26 protein-coding genes, 1 pseudogene and 1 riboswitch are annotated in these 22,164 nt (G+C 43.0%); of the genes and pseudogenes, 15 read left to right on the top strand and 12 right to left on the bottom strand.

The genetic code is table 11. The features are described from left to right. Positions 1 to 9 precede the first annotated feature (9 nt). From ABHN01_RS01425 to ABHN01_RS01435, 3 genes are read left to right on the top strand one after another with little or no spacing between them, the layout of a single operon-like run. On the top strand, positions 10 to 1,047 hold the full coding sequence (locus tag ABHN01_RS01425) for a Gfo/Idh/MocA family protein (protein ID WP_429874084.1): 1,038 nt from the start codon (positions 10 to 12) through the stop codon (positions 1,045 to 1,047). Continuing rightward, positions 1,044 to 2,108 carry a Gfo/Idh/MocA family protein gene (locus ABHN01_RS01430; RefSeq protein WP_429874085.1) on the top strand — a complete coding sequence of 355 codons (1,065 nt, stop codon included), beginning with the start codon at positions 1,044 to 1,046 and terminating at the stop codon, positions 2,106 to 2,108. Before ABHN01_RS01425 ends, ABHN01_RS01430 begins: the two co-directional genes overlap by 4 nt. Next, a complete protein-coding gene (locus tag ABHN01_RS01435) occupies positions 2,105 to 3,073 on the top strand; it encodes a sugar phosphate isomerase/epimerase family protein (protein WP_290399937.1) in 969 nt (322 codons plus the stop codon). Before ABHN01_RS01430 ends, ABHN01_RS01435 begins: the two co-directional genes overlap by 4 nt. Positions 3,074 to 3,156: 83 nt before the next feature. Here the strand turns inward: ABHN01_RS01435 and ABHN01_RS01440 are convergent, their stop codons facing one another. From ABHN01_RS01440 to sspL, 6 genes and pseudogenes are all read right to left on the bottom strand, one after another. Further along, positions 3,157 to 4,560: a LysM peptidoglycan-binding domain-containing protein gene (locus ABHN01_RS01440; protein WP_429874086.1), complete on the bottom strand. Its 1,404-nt coding sequence runs from the start codon at positions 4,558 to 4,560 to the stop codon at positions 3,157 to 3,159. A gap of 145 nt (positions 4,561 to 4,705) precedes the next feature. Further along, positions 4,706 to 5,119, bottom strand: a complete 414-nt coding sequence (locus tag ABHN01_RS01445; RefSeq protein ID WP_429874087.1) for a YtxH domain-containing protein — start codon at positions 5,117 to 5,119, stop codon at positions 4,706 to 4,708. 120 nt (positions 5,120 to 5,239) lie between these two features. Beyond that, positions 5,240 to 5,425, bottom strand: coding sequence for a cold-shock protein (locus tag ABHN01_RS01450; protein ID WP_090232719.1), 186 nt, complete (start codon positions 5,423 to 5,425; stop codon positions 5,240 to 5,242). A 189-nt stretch (positions 5,426 to 5,614) separates the two neighbouring features. Beyond that, positions 5,615 to 6,277, bottom strand: a complete 663-nt coding sequence (locus ABHN01_RS01455) for a WYL domain-containing protein (RefSeq protein WP_429874088.1) — start codon at positions 6,275 to 6,277, stop codon at positions 5,615 to 5,617. A gap of 12 nt (positions 6,278 to 6,289) precedes the next feature. Next, positions 6,290 to 6,418, bottom strand: a pseudogene (locus tag ABHN01_RS01460) (HTH domain-containing protein); the annotation flags it as partial. 173 nt (positions 6,419 to 6,591) lie between these two features. Beyond that, complete coding sequence (sspL, locus tag ABHN01_RS01465; RefSeq protein WP_290399933.1) at positions 6,592 to 6,723, bottom strand: small, acid-soluble spore protein L; 132 nt, start codon at positions 6,721 to 6,723, stop codon at positions 6,592 to 6,594. 132 nt (positions 6,724 to 6,855) lie between these two features. Here sspL and gnd point away from each other — a divergent pair, with 132 nt between their 5' ends. Beyond that, positions 6,856 to 7,752, top strand: a complete 897-nt coding sequence (gene gnd, locus ABHN01_RS01470) for a phosphogluconate dehydrogenase (NAD(+)-dependent, decarboxylating) (RefSeq protein WP_429874089.1) — start codon at positions 6,856 to 6,858, stop codon at positions 7,750 to 7,752. Between the two features lie 78 nt (positions 7,753 to 7,830). Continuing rightward, complete coding sequence (locus ABHN01_RS01475) at positions 7,831 to 8,352, top strand: acyl-CoA thioesterase (protein ID WP_290399931.1); 522 nt, start codon at positions 7,831 to 7,833, stop codon at positions 8,350 to 8,352. A gap of 156 nt (positions 8,353 to 8,508) precedes the next feature. Here the strand turns inward: ABHN01_RS01475 and ABHN01_RS01480 are convergent, their stop codons facing one another. After that, positions 8,509 to 8,715, bottom strand: coding sequence for a small, acid-soluble spore protein, alpha/beta type (locus ABHN01_RS01480; protein ID WP_429874090.1), 207 nt, complete (start codon positions 8,713 to 8,715; stop codon positions 8,509 to 8,511). A gap of 624 nt (positions 8,716 to 9,339) precedes the next feature. Here ABHN01_RS01480 and yidC point away from each other — a divergent pair. The 4 genes from yidC to ABHN01_RS01500 all read left to right on the top strand — a co-directional run bounded on the left by yidC (position 9,340) and on the right by ABHN01_RS01500 (position 13,226). Next, complete coding sequence (yidC, locus tag ABHN01_RS01485; protein WP_429874186.1) at positions 9,340 to 10,074, top strand: membrane protein insertase YidC; 735 nt, start codon at positions 9,340 to 9,342, stop codon at positions 10,072 to 10,074. Positions 10,075 to 10,231: 157 nt separating this feature from the next. Beyond that, positions 10,232 to 11,011 (top strand): Cof-type HAD-IIB family hydrolase, encoded by a 780-nt coding sequence (locus tag ABHN01_RS01490; RefSeq protein ID WP_429874091.1) that lies wholly within the window; start codon positions 10,232 to 10,234, stop codon positions 11,009 to 11,011. Positions 11,012 to 11,186: 175 nt separating this feature from the next. Then, positions 11,187 to 12,278: an N-acetylmuramoyl-L-alanine amidase gene (locus ABHN01_RS01495; RefSeq protein ID WP_429874092.1), complete on the top strand. Its 1,092-nt coding sequence runs from the start codon at positions 11,187 to 11,189 to the stop codon at positions 12,276 to 12,278. 81 nt (positions 12,279 to 12,359) lie between these two features. After that, a complete protein-coding gene (locus ABHN01_RS01500; RefSeq protein ID WP_429874093.1) occupies positions 12,360 to 13,226 on the top strand; it encodes a patatin-like phospholipase family protein in 867 nt (288 codons plus the stop codon). A gap of 51 nt (positions 13,227 to 13,277) precedes the next feature. Here the strand turns inward: ABHN01_RS01500 and ABHN01_RS01505 are convergent, their stop codons facing one another. The 3 genes from ABHN01_RS01505 to ABHN01_RS01515 are packed head-to-tail and all read right to left on the bottom strand — an operon-like array spanning position 13,278 to position 15,820. Beyond that, positions 13,278 to 14,240 (bottom strand): ABC transporter ATP-binding protein, encoded by a 963-nt coding sequence (locus ABHN01_RS01505; protein WP_429874094.1) that lies wholly within the window; start codon positions 14,238 to 14,240, stop codon positions 13,278 to 13,280. A gap of 14 nt (positions 14,241 to 14,254) precedes the next feature. Further along, positions 14,255 to 15,037 (bottom strand): ABC transporter permease, encoded by a 783-nt coding sequence (locus ABHN01_RS01510; protein ID WP_429874095.1) that lies wholly within the window; start codon positions 15,035 to 15,037, stop codon positions 14,255 to 14,257. 3 nt (positions 15,038 to 15,040) lie between these two features. Next, positions 15,041 to 15,820, bottom strand: coding sequence for an ABC transporter permease (locus tag ABHN01_RS01515; RefSeq protein ID WP_429874096.1), 780 nt, complete (start codon positions 15,818 to 15,820; stop codon positions 15,041 to 15,043). Between the two features lie 268 nt (positions 15,821 to 16,088). Here ABHN01_RS01515 and ABHN01_RS01520 point away from each other — a divergent pair, with 268 nt between their 5' ends. After that, on the top strand, positions 16,089 to 18,152 hold the full coding sequence (locus ABHN01_RS01520) for a peptidoglycan D,D-transpeptidase FtsI family protein (protein WP_429874097.1): 2,064 nt from the start codon (positions 16,089 to 16,091) through the stop codon (positions 18,150 to 18,152). 122 nt (positions 18,153 to 18,274) lie between these two features. Here the strand turns inward: ABHN01_RS01520 and ABHN01_RS01525 are convergent, their stop codons facing one another. Continuing rightward, positions 18,275 to 18,388 carry a YjcZ family sporulation protein gene (locus ABHN01_RS01525; protein WP_234293139.1) on the bottom strand — a complete coding sequence of 38 codons (114 nt, stop codon included), beginning with the start codon at positions 18,386 to 18,388 and terminating at the stop codon, positions 18,275 to 18,277. A 220-nt stretch (positions 18,389 to 18,608) separates the two neighbouring features. On the opposite strand from ABHN01_RS01525, the gene ABHN01_RS01530 reads away from it, so the two are divergent. Continuing rightward, the gene (locus tag ABHN01_RS01530; protein ID WP_290399921.1) at positions 18,609 to 18,701 is read left to right on the top strand and encodes a YjcZ family sporulation protein; all 93 of its coding nucleotides are present in this window, start codon (positions 18,609 to 18,611) and stop codon (positions 18,699 to 18,701) included. A gap of 131 nt (positions 18,702 to 18,832) precedes the next feature. After that, complete coding sequence (locus tag ABHN01_RS01535) at positions 18,833 to 19,360, top strand: copper resistance CopC family protein (protein WP_429874098.1); 528 nt, start codon at positions 18,833 to 18,835, stop codon at positions 19,358 to 19,360. A 58-nt stretch (positions 19,361 to 19,418) separates the two neighbouring features. On the opposite strand, the gene ABHN01_RS01540 is transcribed toward ABHN01_RS01535, so the two are convergent. Then, positions 19,419 to 20,351, bottom strand: a complete 933-nt coding sequence (locus ABHN01_RS01540) for a metal ABC transporter solute-binding protein, Zn/Mn family (protein ID WP_429874099.1) — start codon at positions 20,349 to 20,351, stop codon at positions 19,419 to 19,421. A 149-nt stretch (positions 20,352 to 20,500) separates the two neighbouring features. Here ABHN01_RS01540 and ABHN01_RS01545 point away from each other — a divergent pair, with 149 nt between their 5' ends. The 3 genes from ABHN01_RS01545 (at position 20,501) to ABHN01_RS01555 (ending at position 21,902) form a co-directional block, all read left to right on the top strand. Then, positions 20,501 to 21,013, top strand: a complete 513-nt coding sequence (locus tag ABHN01_RS01545; RefSeq protein WP_290399918.1) for a MogA/MoaB family molybdenum cofactor biosynthesis protein — start codon at positions 20,501 to 20,503, stop codon at positions 21,011 to 21,013. A gap of 145 nt (positions 21,014 to 21,158) precedes the next feature. After that, positions 21,159 to 21,335 (top strand): Fur-regulated basic protein FbpA, encoded by a 177-nt coding sequence (locus ABHN01_RS01550; RefSeq protein ID WP_290399917.1) that lies wholly within the window; start codon positions 21,159 to 21,161, stop codon positions 21,333 to 21,335. 156 nt (positions 21,336 to 21,491) lie between these two features. Continuing rightward, entirely contained in the window at positions 21,492 to 21,902 is a 411-nt protein-coding gene (locus ABHN01_RS01555; protein WP_290399916.1) for a CBS domain-containing protein, read from the top strand. A 62-nt stretch (positions 21,903 to 21,964) separates the two neighbouring features. Next, positions 21,965 to 22,164: riboswitch (cobalamin riboswitch) on the top strand.

Here is a 22,164-nt window from a genome sequence, read left to right on the forward strand (position 1 = left end):
GAAGACAGGATGATTAAAGTAGGAGTCATTGGATGTGGAAGCATCGCTCAGCACAGACATTTACCAGAGTACAAAAATAATACACAAACAATCATTGCGGCAGTTTGTGACATTAATCATGAGAGAGCAGATCATATTGCCAAAGAATACGGCGCAAAAGCGTATTATTCATATGAAGATCTCCTTAATGACCCTGAGGTTGAAGCCGTCAGTGTTTGTACACCGAATTTCCTTCATGCCCCCATTTCCATTGCTGCATTGAACAGCGGTAAACATGTTTTATGTGAGAAGCCAATGGCAACTTCCCTGGAGGAAGCCGAACAAATGATTCTGGCCAGTGAGAAGAATGGGAAAAAATTAATGATTGCTCATAATCAGCGCTTTGTCCGGTCTCATGAGAAAGCGAAAGAACTGATTGCTGCTGGGGATTTAGGCAGAATCTACAGCTTTAGAACTGCATTCGGGCATCCCGGACCTGAAACCTGGAGTGCAGATGGAACGGACAGCTGGTTTTTCAAAAAAGAAAAAGCATTCATCGGAGCTATGGGAGACCTTGGTGTTCATAAAACAGATTTACTCCGGTTCATTCTAGGAGAAGAAATCGATGAAGTAGCAGCTTTTGTGGAAACGTCTTCAAAGAAAAACGCCACGGTGGATGATACAGCGGTATGTATTTTAAAAACAGCAAACGGCGTGATCGGAACACTGGCGGCGAGCTGGTCCTATGTGTCGAAGGAGGACAACTCCACCATTATCTATGGTGAGAAAGGCATTCTGCGTCTGGAGGAGAGCCCGGAATATTCATTGATCGCTCAATACAAAGACGGCTCTACAGTCAATTATTCTCTCGGCCAGATTCAAACCAATGATTCCGGCGGTCAAAATGATTCGCGTGTCATTTCGAGATTTGCAGAGTGCATCCTTAAGGATACCGAACCTGCTGTTTCCGGAGAAGAAGGAAAACGGTCTCTCGCAGTTATTATCGGTGCATTAAAAGCAAGCGAAACGAAAAAGACGGTAAGTCTGAAAAACGAGGTGCTGGCATGAATTTGCTTAAAGTAGGCTTGATTGGTGTCGGAGGAATCGCTGAAGGAAGGCATATTCCAGCCATTCAAAATTTAGCTGAAAAAGCAGTGATTACGGGAGTAAGCGATATAAATGTTCATCGCGCACAACAAATGGCAGAGAAGTATGATATTCCGTCAGTTTACGGGAACTATCATGAGATGCTTCCTCATATTGATGCGGTGATCATATCCACGCCTAACAAGTTTCATGCAGAAATTGCGGTAGCCGCACTAAAGGCTGGTGTCCACGTTTTATGTGAAAAACCGATGGCGCTTTCAACTGAGGAATGCGACAGGATGATTCAGGCTTCAAAAGAATCAGGTAAAATCCTTTCCATCGCTTACCATTATCGTTTTATGAAAAATGCACAAGCTGCCAAAAAGGTGATGATCGAAGGAGAGATCGGTGAACCACTTGTGATCAGAACCCAAGGGCTAAGAAGAAGAAAAGTTCCCGGCTGGGGCGTCTTTACTAACAAAGAGCTGCAGGGAGGGGGGAGTTTAATCGATTATGGCTGCCATCTGCTGGATTTGTCTTTATGGCTCATGGGCAATCCTGTTCCGGTAGAAGTCATGGGGTCTCAGTATAACCTGTTAAGCCGGACGCCTGATCAGGTAAACTTATGGGGTAAATTTGACCATGAATCGTTTGATGTGGACGACCACGTAACAGGCTATATCCGTTTTGAAAACGGAGCCTCTCTATTATTGGAAACTTCTTGGTCTGCGAATATCAAGGATGATGTGGAAAATGTCAGCATATCTGGTGAAAAAGGCGGGCTGGATGTTTTTCCTTTTCATTTAAATCAAGCCAAACACGGTATGCTTCTTAATTCCGATGCATCTTTTATACCCGGGGATGAAAATCCTGGAAACCCACAGGCGGAAAATTTTGTGGACAGTTGTCTTGGCCTTGCTGAGCAAGTGGTCAAGCCTGAGGAGGCGAGAATGGTCTCCATGCTGATCGAAGCAATCTATGAGAGCAGCCTTACGGGGAGCAGCGTTAAACTTAATCATAGAAAGGAAGTGGAGACTCAATGAAATTAGGAGTTTTTACAGTATTATTTTCAGAGATGCCATTTGAACAAATGCTCGATCATGTAAAGAGAGCCGGTGTGAAAGCGGTAGAGATCGGGACTGGCAATTACCCGGGAAACGCACATTGCAACCTGGATGAACTTTTGGATAGTGAAGAGAAACGAAAGAATTTTCTCCATCACGTGGAATCACGGGATCTGACGATCAGCGCGCTAAGCTGTCATGGCAATCCACTCTCTCCGGATCAAGAGTTTGCTCGCCAGTCACATGACACGTACGTAAAAACCGTTGATTTGGCCAGCTTGCTCGGTGTGCCTGTCGTCAATTGCTTTTCAGGCGTGCCTGGGGATCATGAGGGAGCAAAATACCCAAACTGGCCGGTCACCCCTTGGCCGAACGAATATGGGGACATCTTAAAATGGCAGTGGGAAGAAAAATTGATTCCTTACTGGCGGGAGTGGGGACAGTATGCCAAGGAAAAGAATGTGAAAATCGGGTTGGAACTCCATGGCGGATTTCTCGTTCATACCCCTTACACGCTATTAAAGCTTCGTGAAGAAACATGCGACGCCATCGGTGCCAATCTTGATCCCAGCCATTTATGGTGGCAGGGAATCGATCCAGTAGCAGCTATTAAAATACTAGGCAAAGAAAATGCGATCCACCATTTTCATGCGAAAGACACTTATATCGATCAGGACAATGTGAACTTATACGGTCTTACAGACATGCAGCCTTATGGCGAAGTGAAATCTCGGGCATGGAGTTTCCGTTCAGTAGGATGCGGCCACAGTGTTCAGGAATGGTCAGATATGATTAGTGCCCTTCGAACGTATGGCTATGATTATGTCGTCAGTATTGAACATGAGGATCCCCTCATGTCGATTAATGAAGGGTTCGCACGTGCCGTAAAAAATTTGAATGATGTGATTATTGAAGAAACACCTGCAGACATGTGGTGGGTGTAGAAATGCAAAAAACAGCGCGGCGCTAAAACGCCTCGCTGTTTTTTTATGAAACATCTCAGCTTCCTATATGTGATGAAAGACTCCTAGTATTTTTTCGGCTTTATTTCATTTTGCAGGACGTACCAGTTTTGAGGGAATGCTGGCCCAAGGAGCCAATAGCTGATGCCTCTTAAATGATAACGTTTGACTGCGGTGTATTTTGCCTGGACGCTTCGCGCATCTTCAAACCAGACTACATGCTGTGTTCTATTCTCATCGTAATAATAGTAAAAAGGAGATTGAGCCTTCTCGTCATATTGAATCGATGCTCCGTAACGGCGCGCGCGGTCCACGGCTTCTTGAGGGGAGACGGTCTGGGCATTTGTTCCTTGAACAAACGGAAGCTTCCAATCATAGCCGTACAGTGGAACACCCATGACCAGCTTTTTTGCCGGGATTTCTGTCAATGCATATTCCAGGACTTTTTTTACTTCACTTAATGGTGCAACCGCCATCGGTTTGCCGCCGCTCCATCCCCATTCATAAGTCATTACAATCACAAAATCTACAATTTCACCATGTGCCCGATAATCATGTGCCTCATAAAGAATTCCTTTTTGCTCAGCGCTGAGCTTTGGAGCCAAGGCTGTAGAAGTGATAAACCCGAGTGGTTTAAATAACGAGACAGTACGGCGCAGAAACTGATTGTATGCTTCTTTCTCGCTGGGGCTGATGTATTCGAAATCAAAATTAACGCCTTTATATCCTTTTGACCTTAAGGTTGTCAGGATGGTGTTAAGCAATTTCGTCTGTATATTGGTATTTGATAGAACAGCGCTTATTAGCTCAGTACTGAATGTCCCGTTCTGAAAATTGGTCACAACCATTAAAGGAGAGATGCTTTCTGCTTTTGCTGCAGGCAGAACAGCCTCGTCCTTTGGAGGGTTAAGTGTCCCGTCCTTATTGATGGTATAGCTGAATGGAGTAAGATACGTCAGGTAATGGCCTTTTGAATGAATTTCCCTTTGGATGGCGGGGGTGTAGCTGCTGATGTAGGCATTGATTTCTTTTATGGGCCGCTCGAAAGGAATAGTCAACTTTTGACCAGGATAAATCTTGTAACCCGAAGATAGATTATTCTCTTCAGCTATTCCGTTGATTGTTGCACCGTATTTTATGGAAATCATATATAGACTATCTCCAGGATGGACGACATGTACGGGTATGATGAGCTCTTGGCCGATGTAAAGATAGGACGACTTTTCAAGATTGTTTCGGTCTACAATGGCTTGAACCGAAGTATCCCATCGGCCGGCAATTAAGTACAAGGTATCCCCTTGCTGAACGCGATACCGGAGAAAGGGTGGAGAAATCACAAGTGCCTGGCCGATAACCAATGAGTTGGGATCTCTAACGTCGTTTTCGCTCATGATGACTTGAAGATCTATACCATAGTGATGGGCAATGCCCCATAGGCTGTCACCCCGCTGAACCACATGGATGTGCATATCTACACCCCCCCCATAATTTGTCTCTACTTAATGTATTAGAAGAGTCCTAACATTATCACAGTTAAAAAGTGGAGTGATAGAGGGGAGACAAAAAAACGCATGGAAAAACCCGGCTGCGAAAAGCGCCGGGCTTTGATATCCATTATTCTCCGAGTGTCTGTTTCGATGCTTCAGGAGAAGGGGGTAGTCCTGGATCGTTTTGCACTTTTGCTGAAGAAGGTGAATCCTCATTTTTGTTTCTCATGGCATTCATTTTTTCCTTCGCTTGAGAAGCCACCTGACTGGTTTTATCTTTCACGCTTCCCATCATGTTAGAAGCTTTTTCTTTGCCAGCCATCGTTCCCAGACGAGTTTGCAATTTTGCTTCGTCTTTCATTTGAAGCGTCTTTTCCTTTAGATTTAATGTTTGATTGGATAAATTCCGGCGCATTTCCTTTCCGGATTTTGGAGTCAGTAACAGAGCGGTTGCGGCTCCAACCAGGCCCCCAACAAGAACACCTTTAGTAAATTTAGCTTTGTCTTTGGTGTCAAGTGTATTCGCTGTTTGATTGTTCATGTCGAATTCCTCCTTTTCAAGTTCTATACCCAGCATGACTTATTGGTAAACATAAGGAATAGCTAGAAAAAAGGATCATATTATGAGTCCAAGGGACTTAAATATGATCCTGTTTCACCTTTATTTTAGCTCGGGGAGCATGCGGATTTCTTGAGTCATTTTTGATTTGCAGATCGGGCAGTCTGGTGTTTCCTGCAGCGAGTAATCTGCTCTCATCCAGCATGTGCACTCCTCATTTTCACATGCCCATACTTTCGTTTCTACGTCAGGAACTGGTTCGATCGGGTTTTTGGAAAAAAAGGCCATGGGTATCCCCCTTAAGTGTAATACTTACATTATACTCCTTTTTGGGAACTTTTATGAGTAAAAAGACTTTCAAACTTTAAAAGGTTGGAATCCTTTCATAGTTTCTACTCATAAGCTCGGTCTTTTTTCGTAATATGTCTGTGATTTCTGCTGGATGTACCACCTTGGCATCGTTTCCGAAGGTCCACATTAATTCCGCAAATCTGTGAATATCACTTGTAAGTATATACATTGAAACGATTCCGCTGCATCGGTTTCTTGTAACACATAAGGGGAGAGAAAGGGATGTCTCAAAGCCTTTTTGATGCCTTCACTGTTTAATTTAATATGTAATTGGATCTTGTTGTCAGACGGCAGGAGATCTGCCCAGTTTGAAATCGTCACATTTGAGAAATCCATTAAATCTTGATGTTCCATTTGGATTGCCGCTTGTTTTACTTCATATAAATCGATCACATGAAACTCGTTTTCTGTGTGACTATAACACGGACAATACCAGCCGCCGCTATCACAATAGATTCCGATGGGCTGCAGTCCTCCAAGCCTGGTGTTCCCCTCCATCTCATAGTGCGCAGTGACCAGGCACTTCCTTAAAGATGCCTCCAGAAAAATCGGAAGGAAGGGTACGGGATCCGCACAGAATGGAAAGTGGATGAGCAATCTATTTTGAATTTCTTCAAACTTTTTGACAGCATCCTCCGGAAGATATTTAATAAATTTACCATGCCCAGAGACCGCTTCCCTTCTGAAAGGAAAGGATGCGCTCTTTTTGTAGGGCTGAAGGGCATATAGGAATGCAAGGGCTTCAGACTCCGTAAAACCTATGGGCGGCAAGATTCGTTCGTTTTCCAATTTATATCCCCCGTGGGGGCCGAACTCAGAAATGATCGGCAGTCCCATATCAATAAGGGAAAGAAGATCTCTTTGTATGGTGCGGGTTGAAACCTTGAACTCCTCTGCGAGTTCTTTTTCTTGTTGATGGACATTAATAATTGTTCATGCCGTTTTACCTTCGCCATTGATGTATAGTAGTTCTATTTTATATATCGTTCAAGGTTGAAGACATTTTACATAAAATTGAGGATTACTTTTTGAAAGCGGGCTGTTTCGTTAAAAAAATGCACGAGCGCAAGCGGTACGCTGTGCATTTTTTACAACACAACCCATTATTTTGTATTGCTCTTCTTTGCGGTATTCTCTAGTTTCGTTCTTGGGTCCGATGCAAATTCAGTATCACTTTTTCCTTGTGGGTTCACGCTGCTGGCTGCGCGGCCCTTTCCACTGCTTTTCTTTGTCATTTTGGATCACCTCCCTTTTTTATCGTTGCCAGCTTGGGAAGATTCATTCGCCGAATTCAGGTTAAATCGGCGATATTTGTGGAATAACTACTTGGGTAGGTATAGCAAAAGAATGCAGAGGATGTGATTCATATGGAAATTGGTCTGGTAGGTCTGGGGAAAATGGGGTTTAACATTGCCCAGAACATGCTTGATCACGATTTTAAGGTGATCGCTTTTGATATGAATAAAGAAACAGTTGATCAGATTTCTTCAAAAGGCGCACTCGGGGTACATACACTTGAAGAGCTTGCCAAGGGTTTTACGGGCCGCAGGGCGATCATCCTATTGGTTCCTGCAGGGCCGGCTGTCGACAATGTGATCAGTAAGCTGGTGCCTTATCTGGACCAGGGAGACATCATTATCGATGCAGGGAATTCAAAGTACAAAGATACTCTCAGGCGTTATGAAGAACTGAAGGAAAAAGGAATTCATCTAGTGGATTGCGGCACGAGCGGAGGAACGGAAGGTGCACGCCATGGAGTTTGTGTCATGGTCGGCGGGGATGAAGATGCTGTAGATTATGTGGCGCCGCTCTATGAAAAGATTTCAATAGAAAACGGGTTTATGAAAACGGGAAAAGCAGGAAGCGGACACTTCTTAAAGATGGTACACAATGGAATCGAATACGGGATGATGCAGGCGATCGCTGAAGGATTTGAGATTTTGGATAAAAGTGATTTTGAGTATGACTATGAAGCTGTAGCTAAAGTATGGAATAATGGCTCAGTCATCCGTTCTTGGCTGATGGAACTTATGGAGAATGCGTTTTCCAAACAGCCAAAGCTTGAAGATATTCGCGGAGTCATGAACTCTTCAGGGGAAGGAATATGGACGATAGAGGCGGCGCTTGATTACCAGGCCACAGCTCCTGTCATTGCACTTTCGCAATTCATGAGGTTCAGATCACTTGAGGATGATACCTTCCATGGGAAAGTGGTAGCGGCTCTCCGTAATGAGTTCGGTGGACATGCTGTTGTGAAGAAATAATGTCTTTTACTAAACCTTTGCTTTATTGCAGAGGTTTTTTTCATATAATGATACTTAATAGGAGTGTGATAAGAAAGCATGAATCCAAAAGAAAAATTTGTCCGGGAGTCCCGAACGGTAAAATCAAGTGTCGTTCTTCCGCCAGACACCAACAATCATGGGACGTTGTTCGGCGGTAAACTGATGGCCTATATCGACGATGTAGCTGCCATCTCAGCAATTCGGCATGCACGCTGCAATGTGGTAACAGCATCAACCGACTCAGTTGATTTCTTGCATCCGATCAGAGTAGGAAATTCAGTGTGCCTGGAATCATATGTAACGTGGACGCACAAAACATCGATGGAGGTATTCGTAAAAATAACGTCTGAAAATTTGTTTACAGGCGAGAGGAAGGTTTGTGCAGTTTCGTTTTTAACCTTTGTAGCACTTGGAGAAGACGGCAAACCAACACCTGTGCCAAAAGCCGTTCCGGAGTCGGAAGAGGAAAAATGGCTTCACCAGGGAGCAGAGGAAAGGGCTGTTAACCGAAGAAAAAGAAAAGAAAGCAGCAAGAAACTTGCTGAAGAATTCGGTACGCAAAAGCCATGGGAATTTTAAAATTAGTTTTATGAAAGTCTTTTCTTTATCAAACTGCTTTCGTCATGTTATAATAAAGTTACCTTTTTCCAGCCAGGGATACGAGAACCCTGGCTTTTTGCATGCAAAAAAGAGTGGACCCTTGTCCAACCCTTTTCGCGATTAGGAGAGTTAATATTAAGGACGGAATCCTCCACCAAGTTGTTGTTCAGCCATTTGTACAAGTCGTTTAGTGATTTCACCACCAACTGATCCATTCGCGCGAGAAGAAGTATCTGCACCAAGTTGTACACCAAATTCAGATGCGATTTCATACTTCATTTGGTCAAGAGCTTGTTGAGCTCCATTCACCAATAGTTCGTTAGAGTTGTTGTTGCGTGCCATATTTATCACCTCCTTGTATTACTAGTTTGGTTCGCGACTTTGAAAATATGCATGAAAAAGAAATATATTTTAAGGGTCACGTTTTCTTTTGTTTTTCCGTATAGTATCTTATCCCCCTATATTTGATTAGACGCCGTGCTGACCTCCCACACGGCGTTTATTTCTGTTGTGGCCGTTTGCTTCGATCACACTTGATGTTCACTATCTTTTTAGCATATAAGGGAGTATACTGTTAACAAAAGGGGGTGAGTCCGATCGAACCGATATTTGAACTATTATGTGAGATGGATGTGATGTTGATCTCACTGGGGTTAACACTGGCTCTTCTTGGCATCAGCAGACATATTATGATGCAATGCCCTGAAACGATAAAGAAAAGCAGCCAGCCTAAAATCACTGACCAGAACAAAACACTGAAGATTCGACTGAATCCTAGTTTGGTCCAAAACTTTTGTTTTATGAGAAACCATGTCACACACAGGAAATACCTAAAGGAAGCACCGGATGATAATGACAGCCATTCCTTCTTGTTACTGCAATCAGAGGCAAAACCAACAAGGAGGAAAAGGAATGAAAGAAAAGAAACAACGGTCAGGACTCGCACGCGGATTACAGCTTTTTACAATGATAGTAGGGATATGGGTACTGGCAGGGTGCAGCAGAGCGCCAGTTAATGCACAAAGCCACGGAGTATGGAGCCACTACTTCGTTTATCCATTTTCAGAAGTCATTCAGTTTGTAGCCACTTTCTTTAACGGAAATTATGGACTGGCTATCATCTTTTTGACGATCATCATTCGGTGTCTATTGTTGCCATTCACCATTTCTCAAACGAAAAATCAGCAAAAGATGAAAGAACTTCAGCCTGAAATGAAAAGAATTCGTGAGAAATATCAAAGTAAAGACAGAGAAACTCAAACAAAAATGCAGCAGGAAGTTATGGCTCTTTACCAAAAGCATGGTGTAAACCCTGTGTCTATGGGTTGTTTGCCCCTGCTGATTCAAATGCCGATTTTGCTGGCGTTTTATTATGCGATCATACGGACAAAAGAAATTTCAGCACACAATTTTTTATGGTTCAATCTGGGTACTCCAGATCACACACACATTCTGCCGATCATTGCAGCAGTGACTACGTTTATTCAGTACAAAATCATTAACCGGCAGCTTGAGCAAGTTAATCCACAAATTCAGATGATGGGTTATATCATGCCATTAATCATTGTTTTCTCTGCGTGGAGGCTATCAGCTGTCCTGCCAATGTATTGGATTGTCGGAAATATCTTCATGACGATTCAAAGCCTTGTGATCAACCGCAGGCGTAAAGACATCCAAACGACGGCTAATTCAAATTCTTAAGTCTTTGGAACTCTCCATCATGGAGGGTTCTTCTCTTTTCAGTTTGAAGCGTTTTGGTTCTAGCTGGTTGACAACTTAATGGCAGAAATTCATCATAGGTAGTAGATATAGATATAGATATAGATATAGATAGAAGATAGTAGACAGGAGTGATCGCATGAGAGAAAAGATGGTGTTTTTTGATATAGACGGAACACTGATCGATGAAAGCACAGGGAAAATTCCGGATTCAACAAAGGAAGCCCTGCATCAGCTTCGGAAGAAAGGTATTCATACGGGAATCGCAACAGGCCGGGCCCCTTTTATGTTTGAACACCTATTAAAGGAACTGGAAATGGACTCGTTTATTAGCTTTAATGGATCGTATGTCGTCTTCGAGGGGGAAGTGATCTATAAAGCAGCATTGGATGTTGAAAGGCTGAAGGACCTCGAGAAGATCGCTGTTCAAGCAGAGCATCCACTTGTATTCCTGGATCACGCCAAAGCAACCACCAATAAAGAATACGCTGAGGTGGTATATGAAAGTACGAAACATCTGCTTTCGGAGTATCCTTCTTTCGATGATAGATACTATCATAACAATGATGTCTTTCAGGCTCTTCTTTTTTGTGATGAAGAATTTGAGCAGCCGTATAGAAATGATTACAGAGGAACCTTTGATTTTATCCGCTGGCATCAGCATGCGATTGACGTAATGCCGTTCGGCGGATCAAAAGCAAAGGGAATCGAAAAACTTCTTAAACACACGACGATTCACAGAAAAGATACCTTTTCGTTCGGAGATGCTTTAAATGACATCGAGATGCTTCAATCTTCAGGCATGGGAATTGCCATGGGCAACGGGAGGCCTGAAGCCAAAAAGGCAGCTCACTATATTACAAAACCTGTCGGTGAGGATGGGATATGGCACGGATTGAAGTACGCAGGGTTAATATAGGTTCGAGGCGGACACAGCTTTTTTAAAGCTTGTCCGTTTTCTTGTCATCAAAAATAGAAATGACGCACTCTTTGGGAACTTTTGATACTTCCTGACAGCGGGCAGGTTTCATTTTATTCCTTGTAGAATTGTTCTCCATATCATTTTAAGAAGAATGAATGGGGCTGAGAATGAGTTGAAAAAATTCATGATAGGTACTGTCATGCTGTTGGCTATCAGCCAAACGGTGAATTTGTCTCAATCATTTGCTTTCGGAACCACAGAAGCAGAGGTGGCCGCGGATCATTTGAACGTCAGGTGTGTGGATTCAATGTCTTCTCCTGCTATCGGAACGGTACGAAAAGGCGAGAGGCTGTCGATCCTCTCCGAAAGAAATGGATGGGCACAGATTGATTTTCATGGAAAAACGGGCTGGGTATCTGCCGTGTATTTGTCCAAAAGAGAAAGCGCACCTGATAATAAACGAGCATCATTTGCAACCGTAACAGGCGATGATGTTAGAATGAGAACAACTCCAGATCTTCATTCCGCTGTTCTTGGAACCATTGAGGAGCATGAAAAAGTAAACGTTTTGAAAACGAAGAGTGACTGGTGGTATGTCAGAACAAAAAATGGTGCAGAAGGCTGGGTATCTGCACAGTATTTGAAACCAAAGGAAGCAGGAATTTCGGATGTTCTGCCGAACCGTACATGGAACGGGAATGAAGCGGTCAAAAATGGTATAAAAGGAAAGCGGATCGTGTTAGATCCAGGACACGGCGGGGGTGACACGGGAGCGAAGGGAGCCAATCACTCGTCACTGGAATCTGTGCTGACCCTTCGTACCGCACTCCTAGCCGCCGAAAAACTTCGAGCCGCAGGTGCCATTGTTGTGATGACCCGGATGAGTGATCAATATTTTTCGCTGGCGAACCGTGTGTTCCAAAGTGAATCTGTATTTGCAGATGCGTTTATCAGTATCCACTATAATTCTTCACTAAAGCCTGATGTCAGAGGGCTGTCCACTTTTTACAATAAGCCATTTGATAAAGAACTTGCTCAATCCATTCAAGATTCCATTTTAGATCATAGAACGAATCTTGAAGACCGAGGAGTTCAATTTGGAGATTACTATGTCATCAGGGAAAATCAGCGGCCAGCAGTCCTTGTTGAATTAGGGTTTTTATCGAATCAACATGACGAGTTCCAGGCAGAAACAGACATCTTTCAAGAGAATGCCGCGAATGGATTGGCAGATGGACTTAAGGTTTATTTCGATTCTAACTAGCCAGAAGTGCCGGGCACTTTATTGGCTTTTTTATAGAATATTACATATAGTGAACTATTATAGAGAAAAGAGGTAGCTCACATGATAGGAACGGGTCTTGTACTAGAAGGCGGGGGAATGCGGGGAGTATACACCGCAGGAGTGCTTGATTATTTTATGGACAAGGATTTGTATTTTCCTTATGTCATTGGCGTTTCTGCAGGAGCCTGCAATGCGACTTCCTATCTATCCAGGCAAAGAGGAAGAAACCGAATTGTTAACATCGATTTTGTACGTCATCCCGAGTACATTTCTTATAAAAACTTATTGTTGAAGCGCAAAGGGCTCTTCGGAATGGATTTGATATTTGATGAAATTCCAAACAAACATGTCCCTTTTGATTTTGAAGCCTTTGAAAATGCTAAAGAGCGTTTTGTGATCGGTACCACAGACAGCGAGACCGGTTTGCCGGTCTATTTTGAAAAAGCCGATCATCAGGAACATATTCTTACTGTTCTTAGAGCTTCAGCATCGCTTCCTTTTATGGCGCCGGTTATCGAATATAAAGGAATGAAACTGCTGGACGGCGGGGTGGCGGATCCCATTCCTGTCAAAAAGGCAATAGCAGATGGAAACAAGAGAAACGTCATTGTTTTAACACAGAATAATGGCTATAGAAAAAGCAAAACGAAGATGGAATGGCTGGCGAGAAAGCTGTACCAGTCTCAGCCGGGAATGTCTGATGTTTTGCTCAACCGCTATAAGCATTATAATGAAACTCTTGATTACATTGAAGAACTTGAGATGAACAATGAGGTATTCGTCATACGTCCGAAGCAGAAGCTGGAGGTAGGCAGAGCTGAGCGCAATCCTGTTAAGCTCCATGCCCTTTATGACCGTGGCATTGAAGACGCTATGAACCTTTATGAGCAGCTGGAAGAGTGGCTGTTACTGGAAAAGACACATTGATAGATAAAGGCGGATGAGAGGCAGGAGTCTCCCATCCGCCTTTGTTAGTTATCAGTAAATATTCTGTATGACCTCTTCAATATCTGGTTCCGTCATCTGAATATCCAGCGGCGTTCCCCACTTCGATATCTCCCGCAATAGAGCAGGAGAAGAAATTTTTGAACGGTCATGCAGGATCGTACATTTCCTGCCGGTGCATTCTGCCCTTTCAATACCTTCCAACTCATTGGGTTTAGGCAAGTGTTCATACGTGACGGTAAGAATACTCGGAAGGCCGATATGAGTACGAAGCTTCTCTAGCGTCCCGTCCAGTATCTTTCGGCCTTGGTTAATGACGATGACGCGGCTGCATAATTGTTCGATGTCATCCATGTCGTGTGTGGTGAGAATGACGGTTTTCTTCTCTGCCTTGTTCATTTCCTGTAAAAAATCACGGATTTTATGTTTTGCTACAATATCGAGGCCGATGGTCGGCTCATCAAGAAATAAGACAGGCGGATTATGAATCATTGCTGCTGCAAGATCCGCCCTCATCCTTTGGCCAAGTGACAATTTTCTGACCGGGGTATGCAGAAATTGACCAATATCAAGAAGATCATCATAGTGTTTCAGAAACTTTTGGTAAGCCCTGTCTTCTATTTTGTACATATGTTTCAGTATCTCGAACGAATCTTTAACCGGGAGGTCCCACCAAAGCTGTGTTCGCTGCCCAAATACGATACCGATGCGTTGGGCAAGGTTTTTTCGGTTCTTTTGAGGGTCGATCCCAAGAACGGTGACTTTTCCCGAAGTCGGGTGCAGGATCCCTGAGAGCATTTTGATCGTGGTTGACTTGCCCGCTCCATTCGGTCCGATATAACCAACAAACTCACCTTCATTTATTTTAAAAGAGATGGAATCAACAGCGTTTTTTTCCTCGTATTCTCCTGAAAACAGAGAGAGCATGGAACCAAGCATTCCTTTTTTCGATTTATAGATCTTAAAGCATTTTCGCAGCTGGTGCGCTTCAATCATCGTTCAATCCCTCCTCAGGTTCCCGTACTATGATAGAACTGGATGCCATAATTCCAAAATTTCAATGAGACATAAAAGAACAGGGCAGCGACAAAGATCGGAAGCAGAAGAAAATACAGACTGCCTCCTTTTTGTAAAAGATACAGCATGGGCACGTAGTTGATAAACGCTACTGGTATGACCGTGAAAAAGATCATCTTCAGCCAGCCCGGATAGATGTTCATAGGATAATTGGCTGCATTAAAAGGTGCATAGAGCATAAAGGTCTGGAAATCTTTAATCCGCTGTGTCCAAAAAGCAAGGGTTGCAGTAAACAGCGCAAGCGAATAGGAAATCGCACATCCGCATACAAGGATAACAGGAAGGTAAGCTGCTATATATATCAGCTCCTGTTCTTGAGACAAGCCATACAGTGAAAGGCAAAGAATAAGAATGCCCTGCAGGATCCCTCCGATCCGGCTAAGATCGAGATTCTTTGAAAGAAGCAAAACAAGTGGGGAGACCGGGCGTATCAGCAGGCTGTCAAATTCTCCTTCTATCATATATTTTTCAAACTCGTGCAGTTCAGGCGCCAGCGTTCGGTACAAAGAAAGTGAGATGGATGAGATCGCGTAAAGAATGCCTACCTCATAAATATTCCAGCCTTTTATCTGCCCAAAACCGTTCAAAATAGCGGCAAGAAGAACAAAGTCAATCATCATGATGACACCATACGAAACCATGGAAAAAATAAAATTCATTTTGTATTGCATTCTTGACCGTATACTTGCGCTGACAAGCTTTATGTATAATTTCATTATTCAGCCTCCCTGAATTTCAATCTTTTGCCGGGCAAGGAAAGTGATCCATTGGTTCAGCAGCAGCAGCACAAGAAACCAGCCGACCTGGATCAGGAGAACCGACAAGCTCGCTTTTTCGAGAAAGATCATGACCGGATAATAAACGACACCGGCAAATGGCAGCCATTCAGCCACTATGGACAGCGGGCCAGGCAAAAAAGTCAAAGGGACCATTTGGCCGCCCAGAGAGAACATTAAGGTCAAGTTAATAAAGTGAGCCCATGATATCTCAATTGTCCAGCAGGACGAAATTCCGATCAGGTAAAAGATGTTCAGTGAAATGCCGACAGCCAGCAGTACAGAAAGAAGGGTATATCCATAGGTGGGAGGGTGGGCAGGGATGTAGAATCCGACGGTTATGGTGAAAATCAAACCGATAGGAAGACTTCTGAAGAGGGCATTGTATCCGATTCGTCCAGCCTCCTGGCTCGTTATGTAGAAAAAATAGTTCGTAGGTCTTGCCAATTCCAGCGAGATGGAGCCGTTTCTTACACCTAGCTGAATGCCGAGGCCGGCCGTTAAAAACACGGTCATCCACAAGATGCATTGGCTCGCCCCCATATAAAAGGTCATGTCCATGATACTGAAAGGACTATTTTGTTCTTTTCCTGTCAATACAGCCGACCATATCGCGATGTAAACAAAGCCGAAGATGGCAGAAGCGGCATTATTAATGAGGTGGGACAGGCGGTATTGCATATTTCGAGAAAAACTTTTCCTAAACAGAAGCCAATAAACCATTTCATTCCTCCTTTTCAAAGTATTTTTGGCACAGGATTTTTAATATAGCAAATAATGAGAATAGAGGCAATATGTGAATAAGCCACCTTATTCGCAGCCGAGCTTTATCGTAAAATTTTCAGTTATTATTCACGCGTAAGGTCTGGATAAATCTCCCGCTTTTTTGAAAAAAATTCTTATGAAAAACTTGGAATCTTTATCAAACTTTAGTAATCTAGTAGGGAAGGTTTTGTAATATAATTGTAATAATCTATTGGGAGGAACGGGTATGGAAACTCAAAAGAAAAATAAAAAGAAAAAGAACCACCTTCCTTTTCGCTTGAATACACTTTTTGTTGCCGTATTTCTTCTTTTTTCTATTCTTATACTCCGTCTCGGTGTTCTTCAGATCGTAAACGGGGAAGAAAAAAGGCAGGAGTCCGAAGCCATAAAAAAAGAAGAAGCGAAGAAAGAAGCTCCCCGCGGCAAGATTCTTGACCGCTACCAGCGAGTCGTAGTGGACAACAAACCTTATTTTACGCTCACGTACACGAAGACGAGCAGCACCAAAGCGGTAGATACGTATAGGATCGCCAAGTGGCTGTCACAGCATATTAAAGTTGACGAAAAAAAGGTCACTGAACGTGATAAGAAGGACTTTTTCATCGTAAAAACAGGTGTGGAGAAGCTTATGAAAGAGCGGCTGACACCAGCTGAAGCCAAAAAGCTCAACAATGAGAAAGAGTACAAGCTGCTTGTCGACCGGATCACAAAAAAGGATCTGGATACCCTGACTAAGATCGATAGGCAGATTCTGGCGATCAAGCGTGAGATGGATGCCGGTTATGCGTATTCCGCTTCACCGGTAAAGAAAAATTTGACCGACCGAGAGATATCCATCATTTCTGAAAACCTGGATCAGCTCCCAGGCGTTGATATCATGCCGGATGCCGACCGCACCTATCCTTTCGGCGACTCACTTAAAACCATTTTTGGGCGGGTAAAGCAGATGCCGAAAGAACAGCAGGAGTATCTTGCGGCCCTAAATTATGACCGAACCGACCAGGTCGGGATCAGCGGGTTAGAAGCGCAGTATCAGGAAACGCTTCGCGGTACGAAAGAGAAGAGCATTTACCTCACAAACCCAAAAACGGGAAAAACACTGGGAGAACCGAAAGTCATTCCGGGTAAACGCGGAAAAGATCTTGTCCTGACGATCGATATGGAGCTTCAGCACAAGATGGAGAAAATTCTTGAAGAAGAGATTAGAAAAGGACGCGCTGACCGCGGAAATGAGCTTATGAGATCCGCCTATATCGTTATGATGAATCCGAAGACCGGGGAAATCTATACGATCGCCGGCAAAAAGATGAACAGTGACGGCGAATTTGTCAATGACTCATACGGAGCACTGTTTGATGCGTATGAGATGGGATCGGCGGTCAAGGGAGCTACTGTTCTTACCGGTCTGCATAAAGGCGTGATCCATATGGGTGAATATATTTACGACGCACCCCTTAAATTTGGAAGTTTGACAAAGAAATCACATGCCAATATGGGAAGCATCAATGATTTGACCGCTTTAAAAAAATCGTCCAACGTATATATGTACAATATTGTGATGAGATTAGGCAAGTTCAGCTACAATACGAAAACCTTCTACGGAGACAATCGTTACCTTGGTTTTGATGTGATGAGATATTATTTTAGCCAATTTGGATTGGGTGTAAAGACCGGCATTGATTTCCCAAATGAATCCACAGGCTATAATGGGGGCTATACCAACCAAGTAGGGAATATGATCGATATGGGGATTGGCCAGTTTGACACGTATACTCCCATTCAGATGGTGCAATATGTATCCACCATCGCAAACGGAGGATACAGGGTGCAGCCCAGGCTTGTAAAAGAAATTCGCGAACCGCAAACGGAAAATCATATTGAAGGTAAACTGGTCGAGCGGTTTGAACCGAATATTCTTAATGAGATAGATATGGATAAAAATTATATTCATCGGGTCCAGCAGGGATTCTGGGAAGTTTACCACTCTCCGGGAGGAACCGCCGCACAATATTTTAACAGTTCGAAATACCATAATGCTGCGGGGAAAACAGGTACGGCCCAGGTTAAAAAATATGATAAAAATGGAAACTTCATTGCCGATAAAGATAATTTGACATTAGTTGGATACGCACCATATGACAATCCGGAGATCGCTTTTGCGATTATCGTACCGGATGCTTCACCGTACAGCGGAACGCAAGCGGTCAACAAGCACATAGGACAGCGGGCTCTGGAGACGTATTGGGCGTTGAAGAAGAAGACCGAGACGGAAGAACAAGCGAAGCAATAAAAAGAAGCACTGAGCGGCGCTCAGTGCTTTAATTATGGGTTTTGGTTACTGGAAAACAATTTGCGTTAATCGTAGTTCATAATGACAAGGAAAAGATCTGCATCTTTTCCTTGTTCAGTGCATTAGCAGAATGCACAAGCACATCCGATGATAATCAAAAGCACGAACAGTACCACGATCAAAGCGAAACCACTTCCGCCTGCTGCGAATCCCATATGTGTTACCTCCTTTGTCATAAACTCCAACATCTCCCTAACACTATATGGCGCTTTGCTTTTTTTGTATGGGACAAATGCGGATAAGCTTGGAAAATAGGCGTATTTTCAGATGGTTTTTACATTCCCTGCAGAACAGAAAGTTTTTAAAAAATAGACTCTTGTACCGGTTCGCACAGCCTGGCCGCTTCATATGTTATGGGTGTAGAACGTTAAACATCTCGAAAGAGGAGGTAACAAAATGTCATTTGGACACGGTGGAAGTGGATTCGCCCTTATTGTGGTACTGTTCATTTTGTTAATTATCATAGGCTGTGCTTGTGCATTTTGCTAAGCCCTGATCAGGCATGAAAAAAAGTTAACAGAAAAGGCCCCCGGATTTCTCATCATCTGGGTGGTCTTTTTTAATGTTTTCCATTACAGTATATATAGCAACGAGGAAAATAAAGGAGATGTAACTGTCGCATGAAGAAGTACATATTGATTCTAACCGGAGTTTTTTTTCTTTGTTCTGCGTCGATCGCGTCCGCTCATACTGGACTGGAATCTTCTAATCCCGCAGAAGGCGCAGTAGTCAAAGAAAACATAAGCAAGATTACACTGACCTTTGAATCAAAAATTGAAAATTTAAGCACGATGAAAGTCACACGGGATGGTAAACCAATAGATGTAAAAGTGGACGTGAACAATAGTGTCATGACCGGGTCTGCATCATCTCCCTTTGAAAACGGAAGGTATCAAGTAAACTATAAGATTATCGGTGCTGATGGACATATTATTCAAAAGGATTATTCCTTTGATGTTCAAAAGCCGCAGGAAAAGAAGGCGGAAGAGCCAAAAAGAGAAAAAGCAAAGGATGAAAAATCTCAAAAGGAAGAAGAAAAAGCAGGAAAGGCTGAAACGAAGTCAAATCAAGCTGGAGCACCGCTGTTTATTGCCGTGCTCCTCATTGTGATCATTGGAGCCGTGCTGTTCATTAAGAAAAGAAAATAATAAGCTAACCTAAAAAGGCAGGAACGTGAATCAATGAATGACTCATGTTCCTGCTTTTTTATTGCAGGGCTTGTTTTATGACTTGAACATTTTTCTGCATGAGTGATAAATAATCCTCGTCCGCTTCAGCATCTTTAGGACTGAGCGTTTCCAGATTTCTTAATTTTAGCGTTTTTGCTCCGGTTTCTTTTTCAACCACTCTGGCCACTTTATCGCTCGCGCTGTTCTCAAGGAGCACATAGCGGATATGCTTTGCCTTGGCGTGTTTGATCAAGGCTCGCAGCTGCTTTTGAGACGGTTCCTGGGAAGTGGAGAGGCCGGAAACAGGTATCTGTTTCAATCCATAACGATGCTCCCAGTAACCATAGGCAGCATGGGACACAATGATCTCCTTAGTAGGACTTTCGTTGACCGTTAGTTGGAAGGATTCATCCAGCCTTTTTAGATCCTTCCTTAATGACCGGTAATTCTTTTGAAAATCTGATTTCGCTTTTGGATTCAGATCGATCAATGCCTTTTCAATATTTTTTGCCATTTGAATGGAGTACACCGGATCGAGCCAGATGTGAGGATCTTTATCCCCGTGTTCGTCATGTGCCTCATCATGATGCTCTGTTTTTTCGAGCGTAAGGCCTTCTGCAGCTTTAACGGTTTTTACGCCTTCTTTTTTAACTGTTTCATTCACTTTATCTGCAAAACCTTCAATACCTGTTCCATTATAGATAAAAGCATCGCTATCAGATATTTTGATCATGTCCTTCGTAGAAGGTTCAAAAGAATGGGCGTCAGTTCCCGGGGGTACCACGTTGGATACAGAAACATGCTTGCCTCCGATTCTTTCCGTAAAGTATTCGAGAGGATAAAGCGTTGTTGTTATGGTAAGCTTATGAGGGCTGTTTAATTTATGTTTTGTGCCTTTCGCGCAGCCTGATAGGATCAAGGATCCGATGATCATAAACGCCAGGGCGGCATAGACATATTTTTTGTTCATTTGATTGCTCCTTCCGGTCTAATTATAACGGAAACGTTACGTTTTGCAAAGCGTATTTATTCCGATTTATTCTTTTGATCAAAACAATAGACTTCTTATTATGAATAAAGGATAATACATCCATTACTAAGTTTTGAAAGGAGAAGCATATGAGTGTTGAAGAGCATAAAAAAGAAGCCCCTTTATCTGTCTCCTGCAAGATTATTACAGTAAGTGATACAAGATCAGTAGAAACCGATCGCAGCGGCAGCCTGATCAAAGATCAGCTATTGTCAAATGGCCATGCGGTCGCGGAGTACGTCATTGTAAAAGACGAGCAGGAAGAGATTCAATCTGCTGTCTTGAACGGTTGTCAAACAACTGAAATTCAGGCGATTTTAATCAATGGAGGAACAGGTATTGCAGCCAGGGATGTGACCATTGAAACGCTGAAACCAATGTTTACAAAAGAGATCACGGGATTTGGTGAACTGTTTCGAATGCTGAGTTATACAGAGGATATTGGATCTGCTGCTATTTTAAGCAGAGCAGCAGCAGGAGTCGTTGGTTCCACAGCTGTTTTTGCCATGCCTGGATCTTCCGGGGCGGCTGCACTTGCCATGAAGAAACTGATCCTGCCCGAGCTCGCCCATGTCATTCGGGAAATCAATAAAGATTTATAAAGAACGACAGAATACAGTTCTTCTCTCAAGCTGTAATAAAAGTGTCCGCTATCCAATAAATTTCAGTAAAGCTTAATGAAAGCTGAAACTATTTGGCAGCTGCAGCGTATACTTTATTATGAAAACGCTTTAATGGGAGGGAACGATGGGCGGAATATTGCGGAAAGCCATTGAAGATCGAAAGAAATTCCTTATCCAGATGCTGAAAAAAAACGGGATAAGCAAAGAGATTGAAGCAGAGCTTTCCAATCGGCCATTAACTGAGCTGGAAGAAGAATATAAAAGCTGGCTTTTTAAGCAAAGCTTTACGGGTAATCAGTGAAAAAAGTTTAAATAAACGTTCGTGAGGGAATAACCAATAGAGCATTGCGTCCGTCTTAGGGCTTTTTTTGTGTCATAGTTTATACTGCTCATTTATTTTAATTTTTGTTATAGTAGAAAAGAACGGCTGCAATTTATGGTTAAAGGAGATCACAGCATGAACATAGCTTTTTATCTATTGCCTAAGGAAGAGGTTAAATATTTAAATCCTGAGTCGACCATCAGGCAGGCATTGGAGAAGCTTTCTTATCACAAATATACTTCTGTTCCCCTTGTATCTGAGGACGGTCAGTACGTAGGTACACTGACAGAGGGGGATCTGTTATGGAAACTGAAAGAGGCGTTTGATCTCGGTTTTCATGATGTGGTAAAAACGAAACTGAAGGATGTTCCACAGCGTGTGAATAACATTTCAGTATCGATCAACTCAAATATGGAAGATTTAATTACATTGGCAACCGATCAAAACTTTATTCCTGTGACGGATGATGACGGGCATTTTATAGGGATTATCCGCAGGCGGGACATCATAAAGTACTGTGCAAATACGATTTGGAACAACAAATAAATGAAACAAAGGTGTTGACAAATACTATATTTAGTGTGAAAGTAAATGTATTAAACTAAATATAGTATTTTGAAACGAAAGGTGTCTTGCGAGACTTAAAAGGGAATCCGGTACTCAAGCCGGAGCTGTCCCCGCAACTGTTATGTGGACGAAATGAGAAACCACTGTGTAACGACGCGCACAAGAATGTGGCTGTTATACGGGAAGGCTCAGACTAGGAGGAAGCATTAGCCAGTAGACCTGCCTTTTTGTTTCACGGTTT

Source organism: Fictibacillus sp. NRS-1165, assembly GCF_050468105.1.
Taxonomy (GTDB): Bacteria; Bacillota; Bacilli; order Bacillales; family Fictibacillaceae; genus Fictibacillus_C; species Fictibacillus_C terrinigri.

What these genes read in the sequence shown, in the direction of transcription:
- ABHN01_RS01425 (WP_429874084.1), top strand. Translation starts at nt 10, where the DNA reads ATGATTAAAGTAGGAGTCATTGGATGTGGAAGCATCGCTCAGCACAGA.
- ABHN01_RS01430 (WP_429874085.1), top strand. Translation starts at nt 1,044, where the DNA reads ATGAATTTGCTTAAAGTAGGCTTGATTGGTGTCGGAGGAATCGCTGAA.
- ABHN01_RS01435 (WP_290399937.1), top strand. Translation starts at nt 2,105, where the DNA reads ATGAAATTAGGAGTTTTTACAGTATTATTTTCAGAGATGCCATTTGAA.
- ABHN01_RS01440 (WP_429874086.1), bottom strand. Translation starts at nt 4,560, where the DNA reads ATGCACATCCATGTGGTTCAGCGGGGTGACAGCCTATGGGGCATTGCC.
- ABHN01_RS01445 (WP_429874087.1), bottom strand. Translation starts at nt 5,119, where the DNA reads ATGAACAATCAAACAGCGAATACACTTGACACCAAAGACAAAGCTAAA.
- ABHN01_RS01450 (WP_090232719.1), bottom strand. Translation starts at nt 5,425, where the DNA reads ATGGCCTTTTTTTCCAAAAACCCGATCGAACCAGTTCCTGACGTAGAA.
- sspL (WP_290399933.1), bottom strand. Translation starts at nt 6,723, where the DNA reads ATGACAAAGAAAAGCAGTGGAAAGGGCCGCGCAGCCAGCAGCGTGAAC.
- gnd (WP_429874089.1), top strand. Translation starts at nt 6,856, where the DNA reads ATGGAAATTGGTCTGGTAGGTCTGGGGAAAATGGGGTTTAACATTGCC.
- ABHN01_RS01475 (WP_290399931.1), top strand. Translation starts at nt 7,831, where the DNA reads ATGAATCCAAAAGAAAAATTTGTCCGGGAGTCCCGAACGGTAAAATCA.
- ABHN01_RS01480 (WP_429874090.1), bottom strand. Translation starts at nt 8,715, where the DNA reads ATGGCACGCAACAACAACTCTAACGAACTATTGGTGAATGGAGCTCAA.
- yidC (WP_429874186.1), top strand. Translation starts at nt 9,340, where the DNA reads ATGATAGTAGGGATATGGGTACTGGCAGGGTGCAGCAGAGCGCCAGTT.
- ABHN01_RS01490 (WP_429874091.1), top strand. Translation starts at nt 10,232, where the DNA reads ATGAGAGAAAAGATGGTGTTTTTTGATATAGACGGAACACTGATCGAT.
- ABHN01_RS01500 (WP_429874093.1), top strand. Translation starts at nt 12,360, where the DNA reads ATGATAGGAACGGGTCTTGTACTAGAAGGCGGGGGAATGCGGGGAGTA.
- ABHN01_RS01505 (WP_429874094.1), bottom strand. Translation starts at nt 14,240, where the DNA reads ATGATTGAAGCGCACCAGCTGCGAAAATGCTTTAAGATCTATAAATCG.
- ABHN01_RS01510 (WP_429874095.1), bottom strand. Translation starts at nt 15,037, where the DNA reads ATGAAATTATACATAAAGCTTGTCAGCGCAAGTATACGGTCAAGAATG.
- ABHN01_RS01515 (WP_429874096.1), bottom strand. Translation starts at nt 15,820, where the DNA reads ATGGTTTATTGGCTTCTGTTTAGGAAAAGTTTTTCTCGAAATATGCAA.
- ABHN01_RS01520 (WP_429874097.1), top strand. Translation starts at nt 16,089, where the DNA reads ATGGAAACTCAAAAGAAAAATAAAAAGAAAAAGAACCACCTTCCTTTT.
- ABHN01_RS01525 (WP_234293139.1), bottom strand. Translation starts at nt 18,388, where the DNA reads ATGACAAAGGAGGTAACACATATGGGATTCGCAGCAGGCGGAAGTGGT.
- ABHN01_RS01530 (WP_290399921.1), top strand. Translation starts at nt 18,609, where the DNA reads ATGTCATTTGGACACGGTGGAAGTGGATTCGCCCTTATTGTGGTACTG.
- ABHN01_RS01535 (WP_429874098.1), top strand. Translation starts at nt 18,833, where the DNA reads ATGAAGAAGTACATATTGATTCTAACCGGAGTTTTTTTTCTTTGTTCT.
- ABHN01_RS01540 (WP_429874099.1), bottom strand. Translation starts at nt 20,351, where the DNA reads ATGAACAAAAAATATGTCTATGCCGCCCTGGCGTTTATGATCATCGGA.
- ABHN01_RS01545 (WP_290399918.1), top strand. Translation starts at nt 20,501, where the DNA reads ATGAGTGTTGAAGAGCATAAAAAAGAAGCCCCTTTATCTGTCTCCTGC.
- ABHN01_RS01550 (WP_290399917.1), top strand. Translation starts at nt 21,159, where the DNA reads ATGGGCGGAATATTGCGGAAAGCCATTGAAGATCGAAAGAAATTCCTT.
- ABHN01_RS01555 (WP_290399916.1), top strand. Translation starts at nt 21,492, where the DNA reads ATGAACATAGCTTTTTATCTATTGCCTAAGGAAGAGGTTAAATATTTA.